This is a genomic window from Gordonia sp. NPDC058843 (assembly GCF_042743165.1).
Taxonomy (GTDB): Bacteria; Actinomycetota; Actinomycetes; order Mycobacteriales; family Mycobacteriaceae; genus Gordonia.
Map to the genome: position 1 here is coordinate 16,201 of NZ_JBHYNC010000004.1, position 18,240 is coordinate 34,440.

The 18,240-nt window shown below is 62.8% G+C and carries 17 protein-coding genes; 13 read left to right on the forward strand and 4 right to left on the reverse strand.

The annotated features are described in order from the left end of the window. The first annotated feature begins 93 nt into the window (after positions 1-93). Positions 94-1,002 (forward strand): class I SAM-dependent methyltransferase, encoded by a 909-nt coding sequence (locus ACFW3F_RS04125; protein ID WP_388054601.1) that lies wholly within the window; start codon positions 94-96, stop codon positions 1,000-1,002. A gap of 26 nt (positions 1,003-1,028) precedes the next feature. Continuing rightward, positions 1,029-1,523 carry a hypothetical protein gene (locus ACFW3F_RS04130; protein ID WP_388054603.1) on the forward strand — a complete coding sequence of 165 codons (495 nt, stop codon included), beginning with the start codon at positions 1,029-1,031 and terminating at the stop codon, positions 1,521-1,523. Between the two features lie 46 nt (positions 1,524-1,569). On the opposite strand, the gene ACFW3F_RS04135 is transcribed toward ACFW3F_RS04130, so the two are convergent. Beyond that, on the reverse strand, positions 1,570-3,366 hold the full coding sequence (locus ACFW3F_RS04135; RefSeq protein WP_388054605.1) for an ABC transporter ATP-binding protein: 1,797 nt from the start codon (positions 3,364-3,366) through the stop codon (positions 1,570-1,572). 110 nt (positions 3,367-3,476) lie between these two features. On the opposite strand from ACFW3F_RS04135, the gene ACFW3F_RS04140 reads away from it, so the two are divergent. Next, complete coding sequence (locus ACFW3F_RS04140) at positions 3,477-4,052, forward strand: TetR/AcrR family transcriptional regulator (RefSeq protein WP_388054607.1); 576 nt, start codon at positions 3,477-3,479, stop codon at positions 4,050-4,052. A gap of 124 nt (positions 4,053-4,176) precedes the next feature. On the opposite strand, the gene ACFW3F_RS04145 is transcribed toward ACFW3F_RS04140, so the two are convergent. Next, positions 4,177-4,803 (reverse strand): hypothetical protein, encoded by a 627-nt coding sequence (locus ACFW3F_RS04145; protein ID WP_388054609.1) that lies wholly within the window; start codon positions 4,801-4,803, stop codon positions 4,177-4,179. Between the two features lie 207 nt (positions 4,804-5,010). On the opposite strand from ACFW3F_RS04145, the gene ACFW3F_RS04150 reads away from it, so the two are divergent. Then, complete coding sequence (locus ACFW3F_RS04150; protein ID WP_388054611.1) at positions 5,011-5,958, forward strand: NADP-dependent oxidoreductase; 948 nt, start codon at positions 5,011-5,013, stop codon at positions 5,956-5,958. Positions 5,959-6,058: 100 nt separating this feature from the next. On the opposite strand, the gene ACFW3F_RS04155 is transcribed toward ACFW3F_RS04150, so the two are convergent. Continuing rightward, positions 6,059-6,481: a hypothetical protein gene (locus ACFW3F_RS04155; protein ID WP_388054613.1), complete on the reverse strand. Its 423-nt coding sequence runs from the start codon at positions 6,479-6,481 to the stop codon at positions 6,059-6,061. 146 nt (positions 6,482-6,627) lie between these two features. Here ACFW3F_RS04155 and ACFW3F_RS04160 point away from each other — a divergent pair, with 146 nt between their 5' ends. From ACFW3F_RS04160 to ACFW3F_RS04175, 4 genes are all read left to right on the forward strand, one after another. Then, complete coding sequence (locus ACFW3F_RS04160; protein ID WP_388054615.1) at positions 6,628-7,593, forward strand: intradiol ring-cleavage dioxygenase; 966 nt, start codon at positions 6,628-6,630, stop codon at positions 7,591-7,593. A gap of 67 nt (positions 7,594-7,660) precedes the next feature. After that, the gene (locus ACFW3F_RS04165; RefSeq protein WP_388054617.1) at positions 7,661-7,903 is read left to right on the forward strand and encodes a twin-arginine translocase TatA/TatE family subunit; all 243 of its coding nucleotides are present in this window, start codon (positions 7,661-7,663) and stop codon (positions 7,901-7,903) included. Next, positions 7,900-8,685 (forward strand): twin-arginine translocase subunit TatC, encoded by a 786-nt coding sequence (tatC, locus tag ACFW3F_RS04170; RefSeq protein WP_388054619.1) that lies wholly within the window; start codon positions 7,900-7,902, stop codon positions 8,683-8,685. The genes ACFW3F_RS04165 and tatC overlap by 4 nt, the downstream gene beginning before the upstream one ends. Positions 8,686-8,701: 16 nt before the next feature. Further along, a complete protein-coding gene (locus ACFW3F_RS04175) occupies positions 8,702-9,187 on the forward strand; it encodes a twin-arginine translocase TatA/TatE family subunit (protein WP_388054621.1) in 486 nt (161 codons plus the stop codon). A gap of 109 nt (positions 9,188-9,296) precedes the next feature. On the opposite strand, the gene ACFW3F_RS04180 is transcribed toward ACFW3F_RS04175, so the two are convergent. Further along, on the reverse strand, positions 9,297-10,241 hold the full coding sequence (locus tag ACFW3F_RS04180) for a manganese catalase family protein (RefSeq protein WP_388054960.1): 945 nt from the start codon (positions 10,239-10,241) through the stop codon (positions 9,297-9,299). Between the two features lie 931 nt (positions 10,242-11,172). Between ACFW3F_RS04180 and ACFW3F_RS04185 the strand changes: the two genes are divergently transcribed. The 5 genes from ACFW3F_RS04185 (at position 11,173) to ACFW3F_RS04205 (ending at position 18,075) form a co-directional block, all read left to right on the forward strand. Continuing rightward, positions 11,173-12,282, forward strand: a complete 1,110-nt coding sequence (locus tag ACFW3F_RS04185; RefSeq protein WP_388054622.1) for a tyrosine-type recombinase/integrase — start codon at positions 11,173-11,175, stop codon at positions 12,280-12,282. Further along, a complete protein-coding gene (locus ACFW3F_RS04190; protein WP_388054624.1) occupies positions 12,279-12,614 on the forward strand; it encodes a helix-turn-helix domain-containing protein in 336 nt (111 codons plus the stop codon). The genes ACFW3F_RS04185 and ACFW3F_RS04190 overlap by 4 nt, the downstream gene beginning before the upstream one ends. A 175-nt stretch (positions 12,615-12,789) precedes the next feature. After that, positions 12,790-14,103, forward strand: a complete 1,314-nt coding sequence (locus tag ACFW3F_RS04195; protein ID WP_388054626.1) for a recombinase XerD — start codon at positions 12,790-12,792, stop codon at positions 14,101-14,103. Between the two features lie 190 nt (positions 14,104-14,293). Further along, positions 14,294-17,035 carry a hypothetical protein gene (locus ACFW3F_RS04200; protein WP_388054628.1) on the forward strand — a complete coding sequence of 914 codons (2,742 nt, stop codon included), beginning with the start codon at positions 14,294-14,296 and terminating at the stop codon, positions 17,033-17,035. 65 nt (positions 17,036-17,100) lie between these two features. Next, entirely contained in the window at positions 17,101-18,075 is a 975-nt protein-coding gene (locus ACFW3F_RS04205) for a hypothetical protein (RefSeq protein WP_388054630.1), read from the forward strand. Positions 18,076-18,240 lie beyond the last annotated feature (165 nt).

Sequence of the window (18,240 nt, forward strand, 5' to 3'; positions counted from 1 at the left end):
GGTGTGTCTACCCATTCACGGATACGACAGCCGGGCGAAAGATGGGAGGTCCTCACCGATGCCTGCCATGTGCCCGGTGACCGAGTGTGGTCCGTGACCCCGAAGAAGGGGCTCCGCCCGGACGCCGGGACCGAATCGGTCGCCGACGGCCGGTCGTCCCACCACACAGAAATGGGCAATCTCATGACGACATCCATCTCACCGGACCTCGTCTCCCTGCGCGGCAAGCAGCAGAAGGTCTGGAGCAGCGGTGATTACAACCGTATCGCCGCACTGACCGTGCCGGTCAACGAAGCCACCGTGAACGCGGCATCGGTCATTCCCGGCGATCGAATCCTCGACATCGCCACCGGCACCGGTCACTCCGCACTCGCCGCGGCCCGGCAGGGCGGCGACGTCACCGCGATCGACTACGTGCCGGCACTACTCGACATCGCCCGCAGTCGTGCAGCCGCAGAACATCTCGTTGTCGATTTCGTGGAAGCACCCGCGGAGGTCTTGCCGTTCGGCAACGCGACGTTCGACACCGGTATCTCGACGATCGGCATCATGTTCGCCGCCGATCACGAACAGGCCGCACGCGAATTGACACGCGTCGTCCGGCCGGGCGGCAGGATCGTGGTCACGAGCTGGACCGCAGACGGCTTCGTCGGCGGAATGCTCGCCGCGGTCGGCCGCCACGTGTCGCCGCCTCCCGGCGCACGTCCCGCCACCCGATGGGGTGACCGGGAGTACGTCGCGTCGTTGTTCGGAGATCGGGTGCAGTCGGTCGGTTCGCACAGTGCCGCACTGACCGTCCGGTTCGTCGACGCGTCTGCGTTCGCCGATCTGTTCCTCGGCTACTACGGTCCGACCTTCGCCGCCGCGTCGAAGCTCGACGACGACGGCAAGGACGCGCTGCGAGCCGATCTCGTCGCCCTCGCCGAATCCCACCAGCAGTCGGTCGCCGGCGGGATCTCGATCGACTGGGAGTACCGCGTCATCGAGGCGGTGCGGTCATGAGGACACCATCGAGTCGGAGCAAAATTATGTCACGTCTCGGTGCGGCGGTGTCCATCGCCGCAGCGATCGGCGTCGCGGCACCGCTCGCGACGACCGCATCGGCAGCACCCGCCCGCACACCGGGCGCGACGCTGACGATCGTCGATCAGAACATCACGGGTGCCGGGAAGAACCGCGTCATCATCCAGGGTCTGTATCCGATGACCCGAGCGGACGCTGTCGGATTCGTCACCCATATCAACGATCGGGGTTGCGGTGGCATGCACTACATCGTGCTGGGAGACGACGGCAAGGAGCAGTACCTCTACGACCGGAACTTCCCGGGCACCTCGGTCGGGACCGAAGGATTCCTCCGGGCTTCCGATCGCGGGCTCGAGTACCTCCGCGAATTCGTCGTGCCCAGCCGGGTTCTCGACGAGGATCGGGACGGTGCCGACGAGGTCTTTGCGCGGGTCCGGTTCACCGACGGCGACTGCCGGGCGCGAGTCCAGACCACCAACGTGGTCGTCAGCAGGTTCTGACCCGGCCCAGCCCACCCGGCCGCAAGCCGGGTGGGCATGTGTCGGATCAGCCGACCTCCGCGGTGTCGGCGTCGGTGTCGATGCGCATGGCGGCGACCAGTTCTCGGTAGAGCTCGTCGGTGGCGAGCAAGCTCCGATGATTGCCGACCGCACGCACTCGGCCGGCTTCCAGGACGACGATCTGGTCGGCGTCCATGATCGTCGAGAGCCGATGCGCGATGGTCACGACGGCTCCGCGGGTCGCCTGTCGACGGATGCCCTCGGCCACCGATGCTTCGGTGAGGCCGTCGAGTTGGGCAGTCACCTCGTCGAGCAGGAGCAGTTCAGGATCGACGACCAGCGCTCGGGCGAGTGCGATTCGTTGCCGTTCCCCGCCCGACAGCGTCGACGTGGTGACATCGGTGAGGAGACCGTCGGGCATGGAACGGACGCGGTCATCCATCCGCACGGCCGCGAGGGCGCGCCAGACCTCGTCGTCCGACGCCGCGGGCGCCGCATACACGAGGTTGTCGCGCACGGTTCCCGGGACGAGCGGGGTGTCCTGCTCCACGTAGGCGATCCGGGCCCGTAGGTCGTTCAGCGTCCACTGGTCGAGCGGCCGGCCGTCGAGCACGATCTCACCGCGATCCGGCCGCAGGAACTTCAGGAAGAGCGAGAAGATCGTCGTCTTGCCTGCACCCGACGGCCCGACGATGGCGGTGTGTCCCCGTCGTGGAATGGTCAGATCGATGCCGTTCAGCGCAGCCGGTGCGTCGGGTGCGTAGCGGAACACCACGTCGCGGAGTTCGAGTGCGGCGGCGGTCCGGTCGACAGGCGCCGCGTATCCGGTCACCGAAGCGTCGGATTCGGTTCGCAGCTCGGAGATCTCGGAGATCCGCGCGGCCGCGGCCAGCCCCGACTGCAGCGCGGTGACACTCATCGTGAGCAGCGAGACCGGCATCATCAGTTGGAACCCGTAGAGCAGGAAGGCGATCAGGGTGCTCACGGTCATCGAGCCGTCGGCGACACGCCATGCGCCGAACGCCAGGACGACCATCACCGCCAGATTGATCCCGGCCCCGGTGATCGTCCATGCCCAGGCTTCGATGCGCACGGCTCGGATACCCTTACGTGCCGATCGGTGCGCGAACTCACCGATCCGGTCCGATTCACGCGCCTCAGCGCGACTCGCCTTGACCGTGCGGATCGATCGGAGGATCCCCTCCAATCGGCCACCGAGAAAGCCGATTTCGGCCTGCGCGTCCTGCTGCGCCTTCGCCAGACCCGGCATCAGCAAGGCGGCGGCTATCCCGACCATGATGACGACGGCCATCGTCGTCGCGAAGAGCGGGAGGTCCAGAAACGCCATGAGTGCCAGTGCGCCGACCATCCCGACAAAGCCGTTGACACCGTTGACGATGCTCGACGTCGTCGCTTCCCGGATGAGCAAGGTGTCGGAGGTGACGCGAGCGACCATCTCGCCGCTCGGCCGGCGGGAGAGTTCGGGAACCTCGACGCGGAGCAGGTGACCGATCAGGCCGGTTCGGGTGGCGAGGATGATCCGTTCGGCCAGGGTGCCCAGCATGATCGTCTGGATCAGACCGATGACCGATCCCGCGACGAGCAACACCGCCAGGACGGTGATCGGCGCCGCCAGGGATTCCGACACCGCGAGTCCGTCGAGTACCCACTTGGTGACGAGTGGGGTCGCGAGTTCGGCTGCGGTTCCGAGCAGACCGAGGACAACGCCCAGTGCGAGGAGCCCGCGGTACGGCCGCATGTACGACCAGAGGATCGCCAGTTTGGCGCGCATCGGCAGATCCGGGGTCTGCCCGGGGTCGGCCGAGGATATCGAAGTCGTCATCGTATGAGCCCTCCCGAGCGAAACATTCGAGATCGATAATGACACATCGATGTCCCATTTTCAACGCAGAGTGTTGCAGTGGGCATTGCGTGGTCGTTAGTCTCGGCCAGGTGAGCGAAGCGCCGGAACCGGCTCCCGTCTCGGGTGTGCGCCTGCGCACCCGGCAGGCCATAGTGTCAGCCGCCATCGCGGCATGGGCAAGTGATTTCTCGACGTCCCTGGGCGACATCGCCGATCGGGCCGACGTCAGCCGGAGCACCCTCCACCGCCATTTTCCCGACCGTCAATCGCTCGTGGATGCGGCACTCGTCGAGGCGAGCGCCATCCTCGACCGACAATCGAAGGACGCGGTCGACGGCTGTGAAACGGCACGCGCAGAACTGGAGTCGCTGATGCGCGTCATCATCGGTATCGGTGACATCATCGTGTTCCTGTTCGCCGACCCGAACCGATTCGAGGGAAACCCGGAGTGGTCGGAGGAGGAAGACCAGATGCTCCCCGAGATCCTCGCCCGGGCACAGAAGGAGGGAGCCATCGCCGTCGATCTCGAGACGCGATGGCTGGTCGGGGTGTTCTACTCACTCTGCTTCGTCGGGGCGGTCTCGATCGCTGCAGAAGGAATGACGCGCCGCCGCGCCGCCGATGTCGCCGTCCGGACGTTCTTCTCGGGTGTGTCTGCCGACTGATCCACCGCTTTCGTGGCGAGCTCTCTGTACTACAGCGTTCTGGGCGCACCTGCTGCGGCAGAGGTCCTCATCGTGTCGCTGTGGCGGTGACGGAGAGAATCACAAAGTCCTGGCACGTGAAATCTCAGGCCGGCTCCAGGGCCCGCTTGGCCTTTTCCAGTGCGGCGAGCGTACGCAGAACCGAATCGCGCTTGGCGGTCAAGTCGGACACCTTGGCTTTGCCGCTCAGGCCGGGGTCCGCCTGCGCGACTGCCAGCCGTTCCTCGATCTCGGTCAATTGCACCAGCAAGGACTGGGCGCGGCTCATGAGCTCCTCACGGTCGGGTCGGGAGACGTCCGCGGGCCGGGCGCTTCCGGACCCGACGTTCTTTGCTGTGGGGGCCGTCGGGTGTCCGCCTGTCCTCGTGGTGGTTGATGCGGATCGTGCGATGCCGCGCTGCCCGGACCGGGCGCGTAGTGGGGGCTGTGTGCGAGTCCGATTCAGCACTGCCCAGGCATCACGAGCCGCCACCCGGTGTTCGCGTTCGTCGTCGTCGTCGGACGTCAGTGACGCACCCAAGGGTCGTAGACCATAGAAGCCGACGAACTCGCGGGCCGCCGCGATGATTTGTTCTGCCTCGCGGCAGCGCCCGCACCGCGGTTCGCCGCGGAGCTCTGCGATGTCGTCGCTGGATGAGCACCACACGCAGGCACGGGCAGTGGAGTCGGTCACGATGGCATCGGTAGCAGCGAGATTCACGGGTGAAAACACTACGGCACAAGGTGTTTCATACGGCGACCGGGCTCGATTCCGCAGCATCGGGCCAGGACTTGCACCGTTGTTCCCGCGTCGGACCACGTCCCGCTCCCGCCGGAAGACGGGCGCGTTCGGTCGTGCATCACGATCGTCACGATGTGACGCCGGCAGATATCGCGGTGCTGGTGGAATCATTCCGTCGAGCCACCCGTTGGTGCCACCATGCGAGCAATCACCTACGACCGCTTCGGCGGCACTGATGTCCTGGAGCTCACCGACCTACCTACGCCGAAGGTCGGTCCCGACTCCGTACTGGTGCGTGTCCGTGCCTCGAGTGTGAACCCGGTGGACTGGAAGGTCCGCGAGGGCTACCTCGCCGAGATCCTGGACACCGTGTTCCCGGTCGTCCCGGGTTGGGATGTCGCGGGCGTGGTCGAGAAGGTAGGTCTCGACACCCCCGAGTTCAAGGTCGGCGACGAGGTGTTCGGTTACGTCCGCAAAGACGTGGTCGGTGGGGAAGTGGCGGGCGGGACGTTCGCCGAGTTCGTCACCGCCCCGGTCCGGACACTCGCGCACAAACCCGCCGGCTGGTCGTTCGAGGAGGCGGCAGCAGCTCCGCTCGCCGGGCTCACCGCCTACCAGACGATTCGTCGGGCAGGAGTGCAGTCGGGCCAGACGGTGCTGATCCATGCCGCAGCGGGCGGCGTCGGATCGTTCGCGGTCCAGATCGCGCGCTCGCTCGGCGCACGGGTGATCGGCACCGCGTCGGAAGACAACCACGACTATCTCCGAGCTCTCGGCGCCGAACCGATCACGTACGGCGACGGTCTGGCCGACCGGGTCCGCGCACTCGCACCCGAGGGTGTCGACGTCGTCCTCGACTACGTGGGTGGTGAGACACTCGACTCGGTTCCGGCCGTGTTGCGCGACGGCGGCACTGTCGCCTCCATCACCGACGCACGAGCACGGGACGAGTTCGGTGGCCAGTACGTGTGGGTGCGCCCCGACGCCGCGGACCTCGCAGAGCTCGCCCGACTCGGCGACGCAGGGGATCTCACGCCTGAGATCGCCGAGGTCTTCGACCTGGAAGACGCCGCCGGCGCCCATGAGCGCAGCCAGTCCGGCCACGTGCGGGGGAAGGTCGTCGTACGCGTCTCGTCGGAGAACTGAACCGACAACATAAAACGGACCAGCATCTCGGCCGACGGCTGCCTCCGGGCGGCGACCGAACACGGAGCCCGCGATCTCGATCGCGGGCTCCGCGTCGTTGTCATCGCACACGCGCCGCGAACAGCGGGCCGGCTTCGCGGGCGGTCGGCGACAGGCCGACGGCGCGGTAGAGCGACCAGATCGTGGCCTGGGTCGCGGTCAGCACCGGAACTCCGCCGCCTGCGGTGGTGAGTGCAGTGGCGAGATGGTCTGTGTGTAGGGCTGTTTCGGGTAGCAGCACGATGTCGGCGGCGGGAGTGGCAGCGCAGGTGACCAACTCGAGGATGCGGTCATCTCCCCAGCGGGCGAGGTCGTGGTCAGTGCGGGCGTTGGCGTCCACCCGGTGAATCACTCGCGCGCCGGTCAGTTCGACGTGGCCGATGAACCGGTCGGTGAAGTTGGGGTGGGTACACCGAAGCGACGCTGACCTGACGCACCCCGAGATATCCGCGTTCTCCATGGGGAAGACCAGGCCGAATCGCATACATCGAGGCTAGACGTGGCACCCGGGTCAGCCGACGACGCTGCGCTCCCAGGAACCTCCCAGCTGGGATACAGGGAACCGCACCGGGTTGCCGTCGACCATGGGTCTCACCAACCCATCGAATGCGAATCACAGGAGATACGCGAATGGCACGCATACCTGAACCCACCCACACGCCCGCCGGTCCCACCTACGAGGGGCGCCTGCTCGATCGTCCCGACGATGAGGTGGTCGATCAAGGTGCTTCCTTCGACATCACCACCCTGGTAACCCGCCGGCGCGTCCTGAGCCTCTTCGGTGCAGGGGTCGGCGCATTCGCTCTCGCCGCCTGCTCCAACACCTCCGGTGCCGCCGACCCGACCTCGTCCTCGTCCTCGACCACCGCTGCAGCGGCCACCGGTGAGATCCCCGACGAGACGAATGGCCCCTATCCCGCCGACGGCTCGAATGGAGTCAACGTCTTGGAGGAATCGGGGATCGTTCGCAGCGACATCACCTCGAGCCTCGGCGGAGGCACCACCGTCGCCGGCGTCCCACTGACGCTGAACTTCACGGTCACCGACCTCGCCAACGACAACCGCCCGTTCGAGGGTGTCGCCGTCTATGCCTGGCAATGTGACGCGGAGGGCAAGTATTCGATGTACTCCGAGGGTGTCGAGGACGAGACGTACCTCCGCGGGATTCAGGTCGCGGACGCAAATGGCAAGGCGACGTTCACGACGATCATCCCCGGCTGCTACACCGGCCGCTGGGCACACATCCATTTCGAGGTGTATCCCGACGCGGCGTCGGCCACGAACGCCGACAACGCCATAGCAACATCGCAACTCGCGTTCCCGCAGGACGTCTGCGACGCCGTGTACAAGCTCGACACCTACTCCGGATCCGCTGCGAACCTCACCCAGATCGGCGGGATCGAGAACGACAACGTCTTCGGCGACGGCCACAACCTGCAGTTGGGAACTTTCATCGGCGACGCGAGCTCCGGTTACGTCGGGTCCCTGGCCGTGGCGATCGACACCACCACCGAACCCGCTGCCGGCGCACCGCCGAGTGGCGGCCGGGGCGGCGGGCCCGGTGGCCCGCCCCCGGCGAGAAGCGGCGCGTCGTAGGGCGGCATCCGCCGCACACCAACAGGTAAGTACCACCCCACCCATCTCACCATCACAAGGAAAAGCCATGCTGCACAACCTCACGGGCTGGCACGCCCTCATCGTGCTGGCGATCCTCTTGCTCGTCTTCGGCTCGACCAAACTCCCGTCCCTCGCCAAGGGTGTGGGGCAGTCCCTACGCATCCTGAAAGACGAGGTGCGTGAGGAGCCTTCGGCGTCACCGTCGGGCCGGAATGGCGCCCATGACATCACAACACCGGCCCCTTCAGAAGACGCGAACACCCCGGTCCCGTACCGACACGCGTCATGAGCGTGATCACCGCTGCGCGAGGAACAATGCCCCTCGCCGGGCATCTGCGTGAGGCACGACGCCGAGCATTTCGCGCGGCGGTGTCACTGCTAGTTGGGGTCGTCGTCGGGTTCGTTCTCTCGGATCAGATTCTCGATGTCCTGCGCGCACCCGTCGAAGAGCTCGCACGGTCCCGCGCGGCCAGCCTGAACTACGACACCGTCACCGGCGCATTCGATCTCGAACTGAAGATCGCACTGTTCACCGGACTGATCGTGTCGAGTCCGGTCTGGCTCGGTGAGCTGTTCGCCTATCTGACACCGGGATTGACCCGTCGGGAGAAGAAGTATGTGATCGGCTTCTCCGCTGCAGCCGCACCGCTGTTCGTTGCAGGGTGTGCGTTCGGATTCCTCATCTTCCCGCGCATGGTCGGCGTGCTCGCCGGCTTCTCCTCCGACCAGGACAGCACGATCCTCGACGCCGCCTACTATGTGGGCTTCGTCATGAAGATCGTGCTGGCAACCGGCGTCGCCTTCGCCCTGCCCGCCGTCCTGGTGATGGTGAACTGTCTCGGCGTTCTACCGGCTCACAGGTTGCGCAGCAGCTGGCGCACGATCGTCGTTGTCATTGCTCTGTTCAGCGCGCTGGTGACCCCGGCAGCGGACGTCCTGTCGATGTTCCTGGTTGCGTTGCCCATGTCGGCTCTCTTCGGCGCCGCAGTCGCGATCACCTCTGTGCACGACAGGCGAGCGTCCCGACGCGCACTCGCCCAACAGCATCCCGACCTGTTCTCAACCACCTGAAACGCAGAGTGACAACATGTTTGGCCTGACCTTCGAGAAACTGTTCCTGGTCGCCGTGATCGCTGGGCTCGTACTGGGGCCCGGGCGACTGCCCGGTTATGCACAACAGCTCGCCCGCACCATCCGCACACTGCGTCAGTTCGTCGAGACCACACGCAAGGCCGCAGAGGAGGACATGGGCATGCCCCTGAAGCACACCGAGTGGCAGTCGCTGAACCTGCGGCAGTACGACCCACGCCGAATAGTGACGGACGCACTCACCGAGAGCGTCGCGTCCACAACACCTTCGGGCGAACAGGCGATCGACGACATCCTCGGCCAGGCGGCCCGAGTGCGTCCCGGTCAGACATTCCTGGTGACCGGGACGTCATCGCACCCGCACCGAACCCTCATCGCCTCTCTGCCGGTTGACGATCCGCGACGAATCGCGGCGTCAGCCGATGACATGAGTGCACGCCGTGGTGCTGAAGCGGACCCGCCGTCCAAGCGGACGACGATGTAGACGCGCTGCTGTGGCGATGAGGGACCGCTACACGACGTTGCAGGGGCGAGGACGACAGACGAGGAACGATCGGGCAGCGCTCCACTTTGGACGCCGCCCTCCGCGCCTGCTACTTCTTGCTGGGGTCGTCCGCTGCGGCGATCTCAACTTCGGCGGTGGCCTGGATGAGGGCCAGCAGATCCTTGTCCAGTCCGGGTGCGAATTCCTCGCGTCGTTCAGGCGCGATGGTCATGGGGAAGCCCTCGGGCATGATCGCAGTACTCAACTCGGTGCCATCATTGCTGGGGGACGCGCCGCGGTACAACTTGGCCGCATCACTCTGGTCGTCGGCACTGAAGGTGTACTGAACACTCTGCAGCCCTTGGTCGACCAACTTCTTGACCTCGGGGAAACGCTCGGCATTGGTCTTGGGGATCGGCAGGATCGATCCCCAGTTGACGCCGAGACTTTCCAGGGCCTTCGCGAACGCATTCTCATGCGCCTGGTCGCGGACGATCAGATAGGAAATTGTCGAGCGAGCCGTCTTGTTGTCGGTCATCTCGTAGATGCGGCACTTCTGCAGTCGGCCGGTTGATTCGAGCATCAAGTTGTACAGCAGGTCCAACACCAGGTTTCCGCTGTTGTACACATAGGAGCCCAACCATGGGTTGCCGGCAGCGTCGACCGGAAGCGCGCCCTGCGCTCCGACGAGGTAGTGGTGAATGTTGCTGGTATCCAACGCAATCTTGAGGGGAGTGGCCCCCTTCGCGCCGGGTTCGTCGACCGGGTCGGTCTTCTTACCGTTGTACTCCGGCGAACCGTCGAGTAGCCGGGAGATCGTGGTGCCGATCAACTCGACGTGACTGATCTCCTCGGTGCCCACGCCTTGGAGTAGGTCACGGTACGGCTTGGATGCGGGGTCCCCGCGAAAGTTCATCGACTGGAACAGGTACTGCATCATGGTGCGCATCTCGCCGAATTGCCCGCCCAATCCCTCCTGCAGGGCATTCGCGGCGGCTGGGTCAGGCTCGTCGACGACGATTTCGTTGATCAACTGCTGAGTGTGTAAATACACGGATTCTCCCTTGTTCGGTGATGAGGCGGACTCGGCGATGCCGCGGTTCGCCTCGCGGACCGCACCGGCCTTGATCGCGGCCGGGCCGCGTAGATAGCAGACGCCACATTCTGAAGCCTCCGATGGACCAGCAGTACCCCGCACACGGCTGCGCAAACCCGTTAGCATAGGGAACCTTTGACTGTGCACACGCAATCGGAGCCCGACGAACTGCACAAGCTCATTCCCGGGCGCAGCATCGGGACCCGCAGCCGTCGTAAGACCGCCCGACACAATCCCTGGGCATCAAACCCAGACCGCGGGCATCGGTGGACGGTCGTGGCATGTCAGCGATTGGCATCGAATTCGACGATGCCCGTGGCGGGAGGGTCGTTACGTCACGTGACGTTTTGCTTAAACCAGGCCCGGTCGCGAGGAGCCCTTACGGAACAGGCAATGCGTAAGTCGTCGACAGAACCGGGCCGTGCCACCCGTGGTCCGGGCCGGCCGTCCGCGCCGAACGAGAACAGTGAGCACAGGCCCACACACGTCAGGCGGCGTGGAACCGCACACGGCCGACGACGCACCAGGGACGTCCAGGCAGACATCCGGAGCAACGAACCCGCAGCCGATCAACGACGTCGCACTCGTGCCGATCTGCCGATGCGCAGATCCCGCGGTGTGCCGATAAGATACATTATGTCAAGTTAAGCACTGCATATTGCACCAGATGAATCGGGATCAGACCACCACAGGCCCCTGCCATCGCTTTCTTAAACCCCTTGTCAGTCAAGGGGGTTTACGCGCGATCCGCGTCTCTAGCAGAGTGCGCGCGACGCCCACAGCGCCGCCGGCGAGTTTCGCACGCGACCCGCTGACCTGGAGTCTTGACTTGATGATGCATCCGATGAATCATTGATGCAACAGATGAGACGGGCTCTGGAGGCTTACCATGGCGGTGGACGACGTTGGTCGCGCGTACCTCGTTAGTGCTGTCCGGCCGCTGCATCCCGAGGAACAGACTCTCGCCGAGATGCTTCAGGGATGGCGAAGCCAACAACTCAGTCGCAACCTGCGCTTCGAAACGATCGACGCCCGGATCAAGCAGGTAGAGCGATTCGTACAACACTCGAACGAGCACCCGTGGACCTGGACGGTGGCGATGGTCGACGAGTTTTTCGGCGACCTACGATCCATCCACAATCTGTCCCAGTCGTCCATCCGGTCCTACCAGGTAGGGCTGCGGCAGTTCTGCTCCTATGTCGCCAATCCGGACTACGGCTGGGACCGTGTGTGCGAGGAGCTCTTCGGTACGCATCCCTCACAGGTCTTCTTCGACTGGAACACCGCGCAGCATGTCCAGGAGAACGAATCACGGCCAGACAAGCGCGCATTCACTAAGCGCGAGATTCAGGACTTCTTCGATCACGCCGATGAACAGGTTTCTGCGGTCTCAGCATCAGGGCGCAAGGGATGGCTCCCCGCCTACCGTGATTCGGTAATGTTCAAGCTCGCATACTCCTACGGTCTGCGGTTCAACGAATTGGCCCACCTCCAAACCGTCGACTTCGCTCGAAACCCCCACGCCAAGGAGTTCGGCAAGTACGGGCTCGTCAACGTGCGCTACGGCAAAGCCAAGAAGGGTTCACCTCCCAAGCGCCGCGGCGTCCTCACCGTCTTCGATTGGACTCCCGAGGTCATCGCAGATTGGCTCGAGAACGGCCAGCCCCACATGGACGATGGAACCGACCTGTTCCCCAGCGAACGTGGAAATCTGGTATCGGAGACCACTCTCATCCGTCGATTTCGCCGGTACTGCGATGACCTGGACCTCTCGTCCGGGCTCGACCTTCACTCCTTCCGACGTGCGTACGCGACACACCTACTCGAAGACGGCTGGGACTCTATGTTCGTCCAACACCAAATGGGACACGAACACGCGTCCACGACCGCCATCTACAGCTGTGTGAGCAGCGACTATCGCACCCGAACCCTCCGCACCGCGCTCGATGCGACGATCTCTGCCGCACTCTCGTCCACCGAGAATGGTGGAGCATCGTGAAACGCGACGTCGACTACACCTGGCGGCTCGCCGAGCTCATGGCCGGCCACCAAATGCACAACAGCACGGACCTCATCCCCCGCCTCCATGAGCGCGGAATCACACTTTCCCGGCCACAGGTCTACCGGTTGGTTCACCAACGTCCCGAGCGCGTGTCACTCAAACTCATTGCCGCGCTCTGCGACATCTTCGACTGCGGCCCAGAGGATCTGGTCACCGTGACAGCCTCCAATGCTCGGAAGAAGGCAGCCAGTGCCGGCCGAGAGAACGTCGTCGAATTGAATAAGTCTGTCCGTCCACGACGAGCGAGGATTGTCAGTGACGACGATTGAACCACGCCGACGCAAAACTGTTCGCGGGCGGCCTCAAGCAACCGACGGCGATCTTCAGTGCGCTCGCTGTCACCGCCACATACGCAAGGCCGCAGTCACATGGCCAGACGGCAAAATCTGCAACTCCTGCTACTACGACGCTACGAACCTCTACGGCACCTGCCCCAGTTGCGGAATGAACCGAATGCTCCCTGGTCGCCTAGACATCGGCGAACAGCCCGTCTGCCGCGACTGCGCAGGAATCAGTCAGAATTATCACTGCCTGTTCTGTGAGCAGGAAGCACGCCCCTACCGTCGGGGTAGCTGTGCGCGCTGCGCACTGCGATCGGATCTAGAACGCGACCTCTTGCGAGACGGTTCACCGGACGGCATCAAGACCCTTATCGATGCGCTATGCGGCGCGGACCGGCCAGAGAGCATCCTTACCTGGAAGTGTTCCGGCAAAGTGCAGGACCTTCTTTCAGCGATTGCCTCCGGAACGACACCACTCAGCCATGACGGTCTTGATCAGTTTGAACCAAGCGGCAAACATGTTGAGCACCTTCGATCAGTTCTCCTGCATCACAAGGCTATTCCCCCGCGCGACAAGTACATCGCACTGTTCGAGCGATGGCTGGGCGAGAAGCTCGCGCACGTTGACGAACCTGACATCGAGCGACCTGTTCGTCAGTTCGCTACCTGGCATCATCTGCGCAGGATCAACGAGATTGCGCTGGCCGGAAACTCAACACGCGGGCCAGTTCACTCGTCCAAGCAAGAGATCACGGAGACTCTGAAGTTTCTTCAGTGGCTTCACGACGAGCACGGGCGCACAATCGCGACGTGCGTCCAGCAGGACGTAGACCAATGGGTGACTACTGGCCCGACGACGCGCCACTTGATCCGGACGTTCCTTGTGTGGTGCGCGAACTCACGCATCAATCGTTCAGTGTCCCTTGGGTTTCGTCAGGCCAAGTCTGTACGACTGCTCACGCAAGACCAACGACTCGCGTGGATCCGAGAACTGTTCGACGGCGACAGTGAATCACTTCCCTACCGAGTGGCCGGTACCCTACTGCTTCTTTATGCTCAGCCGCTCGTAAAGGTCGCCGAGCTCCCCATGGCCAAAGTGATCGTCTCCCCCGACGGTCTTGCTTTGCAGCTGGGGGTGACGCCCTCCCCGGTCCCAGCCCCCTTCGACTCGCTTCTTCGACAACACATCACCCAACGCCCCAACCTGCGAACTAGCGGATCAGACAGTCCGTGGCTCTTTCCTGGCTACAGACCTGGAGAGCACCTGCACCCCAACACCGTAATGATCCGACTCCGCGATCTCGGAATCAACCTGCTCGGCGCACGAAACACCGCGATTCGGGAACTTGTCACTCAAGTCCCAGCCCCGGTCGTCGCAGAGATGCTCGGGTATAGCGACCAGGTGACGCAGAAACACGCTGACCTCGCTTCCGAGCCGTGGGTCAGATACGCCAGCGCACCGAGGCAAGGCACATGACAGTTCAAACCGAGCACACGCTGGATCAGGTACTGGTTAGCCTCGCGCAGTCACGCAGACTAGAACGCGTGCGCTGTCAAATGGATAATCCCCGCTCAATCGCCGACTTGTCCACAATCCTGGACCCTAGAGACAGCGCGGTATACGAGAACCTGCGCTACGCGACCACCGGATCAGAAGGAACACGAGAATGACTGCAGGCGGCGGCACCATTGCCGCGTATGGACTTCGGTATCAATACATGATAACGATCGAGCGGTTCCTTAGCCACGTGCGCGACAACCTCGGCTCTCTTCCGAGAACCGACCTCCTCGTAGAGCCTGTTGTTCTGCAAGCAGGCGGCGAATCAGATGACATCGTAGACTTCGGATTTGTCGTTGACGACATCCACTCTCATCACTTCCAAGTGAAATCATCGCTAGCCCCCGCAGATAACCCTTTGACCCCTGCGCCTGCGCGTGAGGTCCTCGATCGGCTGCATGCGAACCCCGCGACACATTCTGCGCTCTATACAAATAAGCCACTTTCGCCCACGCTCGCCAACTCTGCGGACGTCGATACCGGATCTTCGTTGCCCGATGGCGTCCTGATGTATCGATGGCCACCGGATGACAGCGAAGTGGATGCATCTGCGTATCCCGCGGTATACGTGGACAGCCGAAGCGAGCACGAAGTCAGACAGTCCATATGCGCGCTCATCCGCGAATTCCGGAAAGATCGTCAGCTCAGTCAAGGCGATTTGACCTGCAATTCGCTGGTGTCTGTCTTGCTCGAACGTATCTTCTCGGCAGCCGCTTCTAACGCACCGCAACAGATCACTGCTCTGGCGTTTGTCGAGCTTCTGGCCATGCCGGATGTAAGGATCGCGCAAGTCGTCGGCGGATTCGATTGGGGGCGTGTGGTGGCCAATATCCCCCACTACGCATCTACGGCGCCGCGCATCGGCTACCTCGATCAATTGCATGGCATTCGTCTTGATGACACGTCGATGACGCCGCCGCGTGTCGTCTTAGCCGGTCATACTGGGGCAGGAAAGTCCGTAATTGCCGCGGACTATTGCCACGTCGATGCAGCATCGTTTGCATTCATCTGCTGGGTCGATTGTCGTGATCTCGACTATATCGAGAGCCAAGCGATGGATCTATTTGTGCAGCTAAGCAACGACAAAATCAAGCCGAGCGGCGAAGTTGCGTCCGCATTTGCTGGCGCGCTCAGCGGTCACCCCGGTCCATGGTTGCTCGTCCTCGACGGTGTCACTGATCGAACCGAAATTGAGCGATACCTCCCAACGCGCGGACAAGGCGCCATTCTCATCACGAGCACGAATGCACTCGGCTGGTGGCCCGACGCGACAGTTATCGAGGTCGGCGAATTCACTTTGGAGGAAGGTATCTCGTGCTTTCGTGCGTATTCTGGTATCGGCGGCGAAGCAACTGATGAAATAGTTGGTGACGTTGTCAATATGCTCGGAAGAGTTCCGCTCGCCGTTTCGATGGCGGGGATCTACTTTGCGAACGCTCAAGGCGACATCGCGGAACTTTCCGAGCAGTACTTTTCAGACCTCGCAGCACTCGACGATACGCTGTCAATTCCCCAGGGATTCAACCAGACAGCCTTCAAGGCCATCCAGCATGCGGTCGCGAATCTGGGAACACGAGACCCCGCCAGCCACGGAACAAGCGCTCGCGCGGTACTCGAAGTCGGGTCTTTGCTTGCGCCCGAGCAGATCCCGCTAAACCTCGTACTACCGGCAACATCGCAGACGGTTTCGATCGATGCCACAAACCCGCCAACGCCCGTTGAGGTCGAGCCCGCCTGGCGCCGCGGTGTCGTGGCAGCCCTGCGAACACAATCAATCGCGAGCCGCCTGCTTCGACCAGAAGCACCGCACAGTCCTACCAACGACGTAGTCAACATTCACCCATTGATCCACCAGATTCTCCAGACCTCACGCCTGAAGACGGTGCCGCTCGGAGTCCTTCAGCAGGACGCCACAGTCTTCATGCACTTTCTACGTGGGTGGCTCGGTTCCTTGCGAGTGATAGGTGACTTCTTAGGAACCGACCAGATCCGGATGCATGCTGAAGCCGTACTTGCCGTCGTCGACGAGCATGAACCTCTGTCGTCACCATCGCCGCAACATCGTCGGGTCTACCTGTATACGAAGGCCCTCCTACTCGCAGAACTCAGCACGTGCCAAGCCAGCAGGCGACGGTACGAAAAATCAGTTGACTTCGCAGCAGCGGCTGGTGCGACCTTAAACATGATCGGTGAAGAACCGGCGGCTCGCGCACTCATTGTTCCATTGCTGACCAACATGATTCACGATCTGTCATTCCTGCAAGCACCAGTCGAGGTCTTGGAGGTCCCCGTCGGCGCGGCATTAGGCGGTATAACCGCACTCGTATCAGATCCCCGCGAGTCGCACCAGGATATCGGCTACAGGTTTGCCGGTGAGCTTCGTCTGTGGCTCACCCGCACGCCGGAGTACCGATCGGCACAGTCACTCCACCCGTATGTTCAGACATTGCAAGAGATCATGGACAGCGATCCCCGGGCGGTTGACCGGCCAACGGCAACAAATACAAAGATCAACGAGCTTTACGAAGCTGGGAAATTTCACGAACTAAGTGAACTGGTCATCGGTTTGCTTGGGACTGCGGATGCGAGCCAGAGAATCGGGCTTAGCGCCCTACAGTCTGTCGCCGACATGCACACAGGCAACGTTGACCGTGCGGTCGACAACGCTCAGCAGATCGTCGACCTCGAGCTACCCGCGGGTTACCTTCAACATGAGGTGGTCGAGGCGCTCTCGAAGATTCGGCGTGAGATCTACCGCCTCCGTGTTAGCCCAGATAACGCTGTTGATCCTCGGTTGGTCAGGGTGCTCGACGCAATCGAGGTGCGTCTGAGAGAACTTGCCGACAGCTAGTTCTCATCGGGCAGGACCTGGCCATGGCCCCGATGATCTAGACGACCGAGTAGACGGGAGGAAACATGGTCGACGGTAACAGCGATGCTGACGATGCGCGGGGGGTCGCGGCCTGGTCTCGGCTGATGCACATCGGTGCTCACGAAGGAGACACCAGCACCCGCCCGGAACTTGCCGAGCTCGGCGTCGATGATGTGCACCGCATCTGCGTCCGAGCATGGAAGTACAGCCGTAACGACTTCGAACCGGATACGTGGGTAGAACTCAGACGCAGCCAATGGCGTGAGACGTGCGCACTCGCCGGGTCAATTGCCGAATCGCTCATGCTTGGTAGTGCGGCCTACATCGAGGCTGTTTGGCACCAACGAGCTATCAGCGCTGAAACAGAGCCTGCAGGCATGGCCCTCGCCCAGCGCTACCTTGCCGATGGTGCGATAGATGACGTCGTCAGCGTTGGGCACCGGCTCGCCAACTTCGTCGTACGAGTGGCCCGAACTTCTTCTGCCGCGCAGGCTGGCCTCGATTCAGTTGAGAGACTCCGCGCGCTGGGGTCGATATATGTCCCATTCGCTACTGACGATCACAATGCCTGGCTGTCTCTCAACAGTGGGACGGTTGCGCGTTTGAGGCAAGTCCTCGACCTGACGCTCCACGCCGCCTCACTCGACGCGCTCGATGACCTTGTCGCATCACCGGAATGGATTGCCGCAGTGAGTGATAGAGCGGAGAGATTCCACAGGTGGCGTAAGGAAAACGAATACGTGATCGGAGTCGACGCCGAATCCGGAACAGCGCGCGACATCTACGACGCGACAAACCAACACATTGGTCGTGCCGTCGGCGGGCATGGGCGCCGCCACAAGATCAGCGACGGCCTGACGGTGAAGAACACAGATGCAGCCGGAAGTGGGCTCCGACGGATCGCCCAAACTCTTGACACCATCCTGACCAACACCGTCGAAGTCGTGCTCCCAGGCCAACACAACGGATTCACAGTCAGTATCGACGATCCCAACCGGATCGGCACACGGCGAATCTAGGGGCCGAAGAAGACACAGAGACCAAACTGATCGTGCGGCACGACAACCACGCCAGCTCGCCTAGCTGTCAGAGAGATACTGGTACACATCAACGATGATCTATAAGGTACACCACTAATAGCTGGAGTGGTTCAGGAAGTCACCGAGCTGCATCACAGAGATGCA

What these genes read in the sequence shown, in the direction of transcription:
- ACFW3F_RS04130 (WP_388054603.1), top strand. Translation starts at nt 1,029, where the DNA reads ATGTCACGTCTCGGTGCGGCGGTGTCCATCGCCGCAGCGATCGGCGTC.
- ACFW3F_RS04135 (WP_388054605.1), bottom strand. Translation starts at nt 3,366, where the DNA reads ATGACGACTTCGATATCCTCGGCCGACCCCGGGCAGACCCCGGATCTG.
- ACFW3F_RS04150 (WP_388054611.1), top strand. Translation starts at nt 5,011, where the DNA reads ATGCGAGCAATCACCTACGACCGCTTCGGCGGCACTGATGTCCTGGAG.
- ACFW3F_RS04155 (WP_388054613.1), bottom strand. Translation starts at nt 6,481, where the DNA reads ATGCGATTCGGCCTGGTCTTCCCCATGGAGAACGCGGATATCTCGGGG.
- ACFW3F_RS04160 (WP_388054615.1), top strand. Translation starts at nt 6,628, where the DNA reads ATGGCACGCATACCTGAACCCACCCACACGCCCGCCGGTCCCACCTAC.
- ACFW3F_RS04165 (WP_388054617.1), top strand. Translation starts at nt 7,661, where the DNA reads ATGCTGCACAACCTCACGGGCTGGCACGCCCTCATCGTGCTGGCGATC.
- tatC (WP_388054619.1), top strand. Translation starts at nt 7,900, where the DNA reads ATGAGCGTGATCACCGCTGCGCGAGGAACAATGCCCCTCGCCGGGCAT.
- ACFW3F_RS04175 (WP_388054621.1), top strand. Translation starts at nt 8,702, where the DNA reads ATGTTTGGCCTGACCTTCGAGAAACTGTTCCTGGTCGCCGTGATCGCT.
- ACFW3F_RS04185 (WP_388054622.1), top strand. Translation starts at nt 11,173, where the DNA reads ATGGCGGTGGACGACGTTGGTCGCGCGTACCTCGTTAGTGCTGTCCGG.
- ACFW3F_RS04195 (WP_388054626.1), top strand. Translation starts at nt 12,790, where the DNA reads ATGAACCGAATGCTCCCTGGTCGCCTAGACATCGGCGAACAGCCCGTC.
- ACFW3F_RS04200 (WP_388054628.1), top strand. Translation starts at nt 14,294, where the DNA reads ATGACTGCAGGCGGCGGCACCATTGCCGCGTATGGACTTCGGTATCAA.
- ACFW3F_RS04205 (WP_388054630.1), top strand. Translation starts at nt 17,101, where the DNA reads ATGGTCGACGGTAACAGCGATGCTGACGATGCGCGGGGGGTCGCGGCC.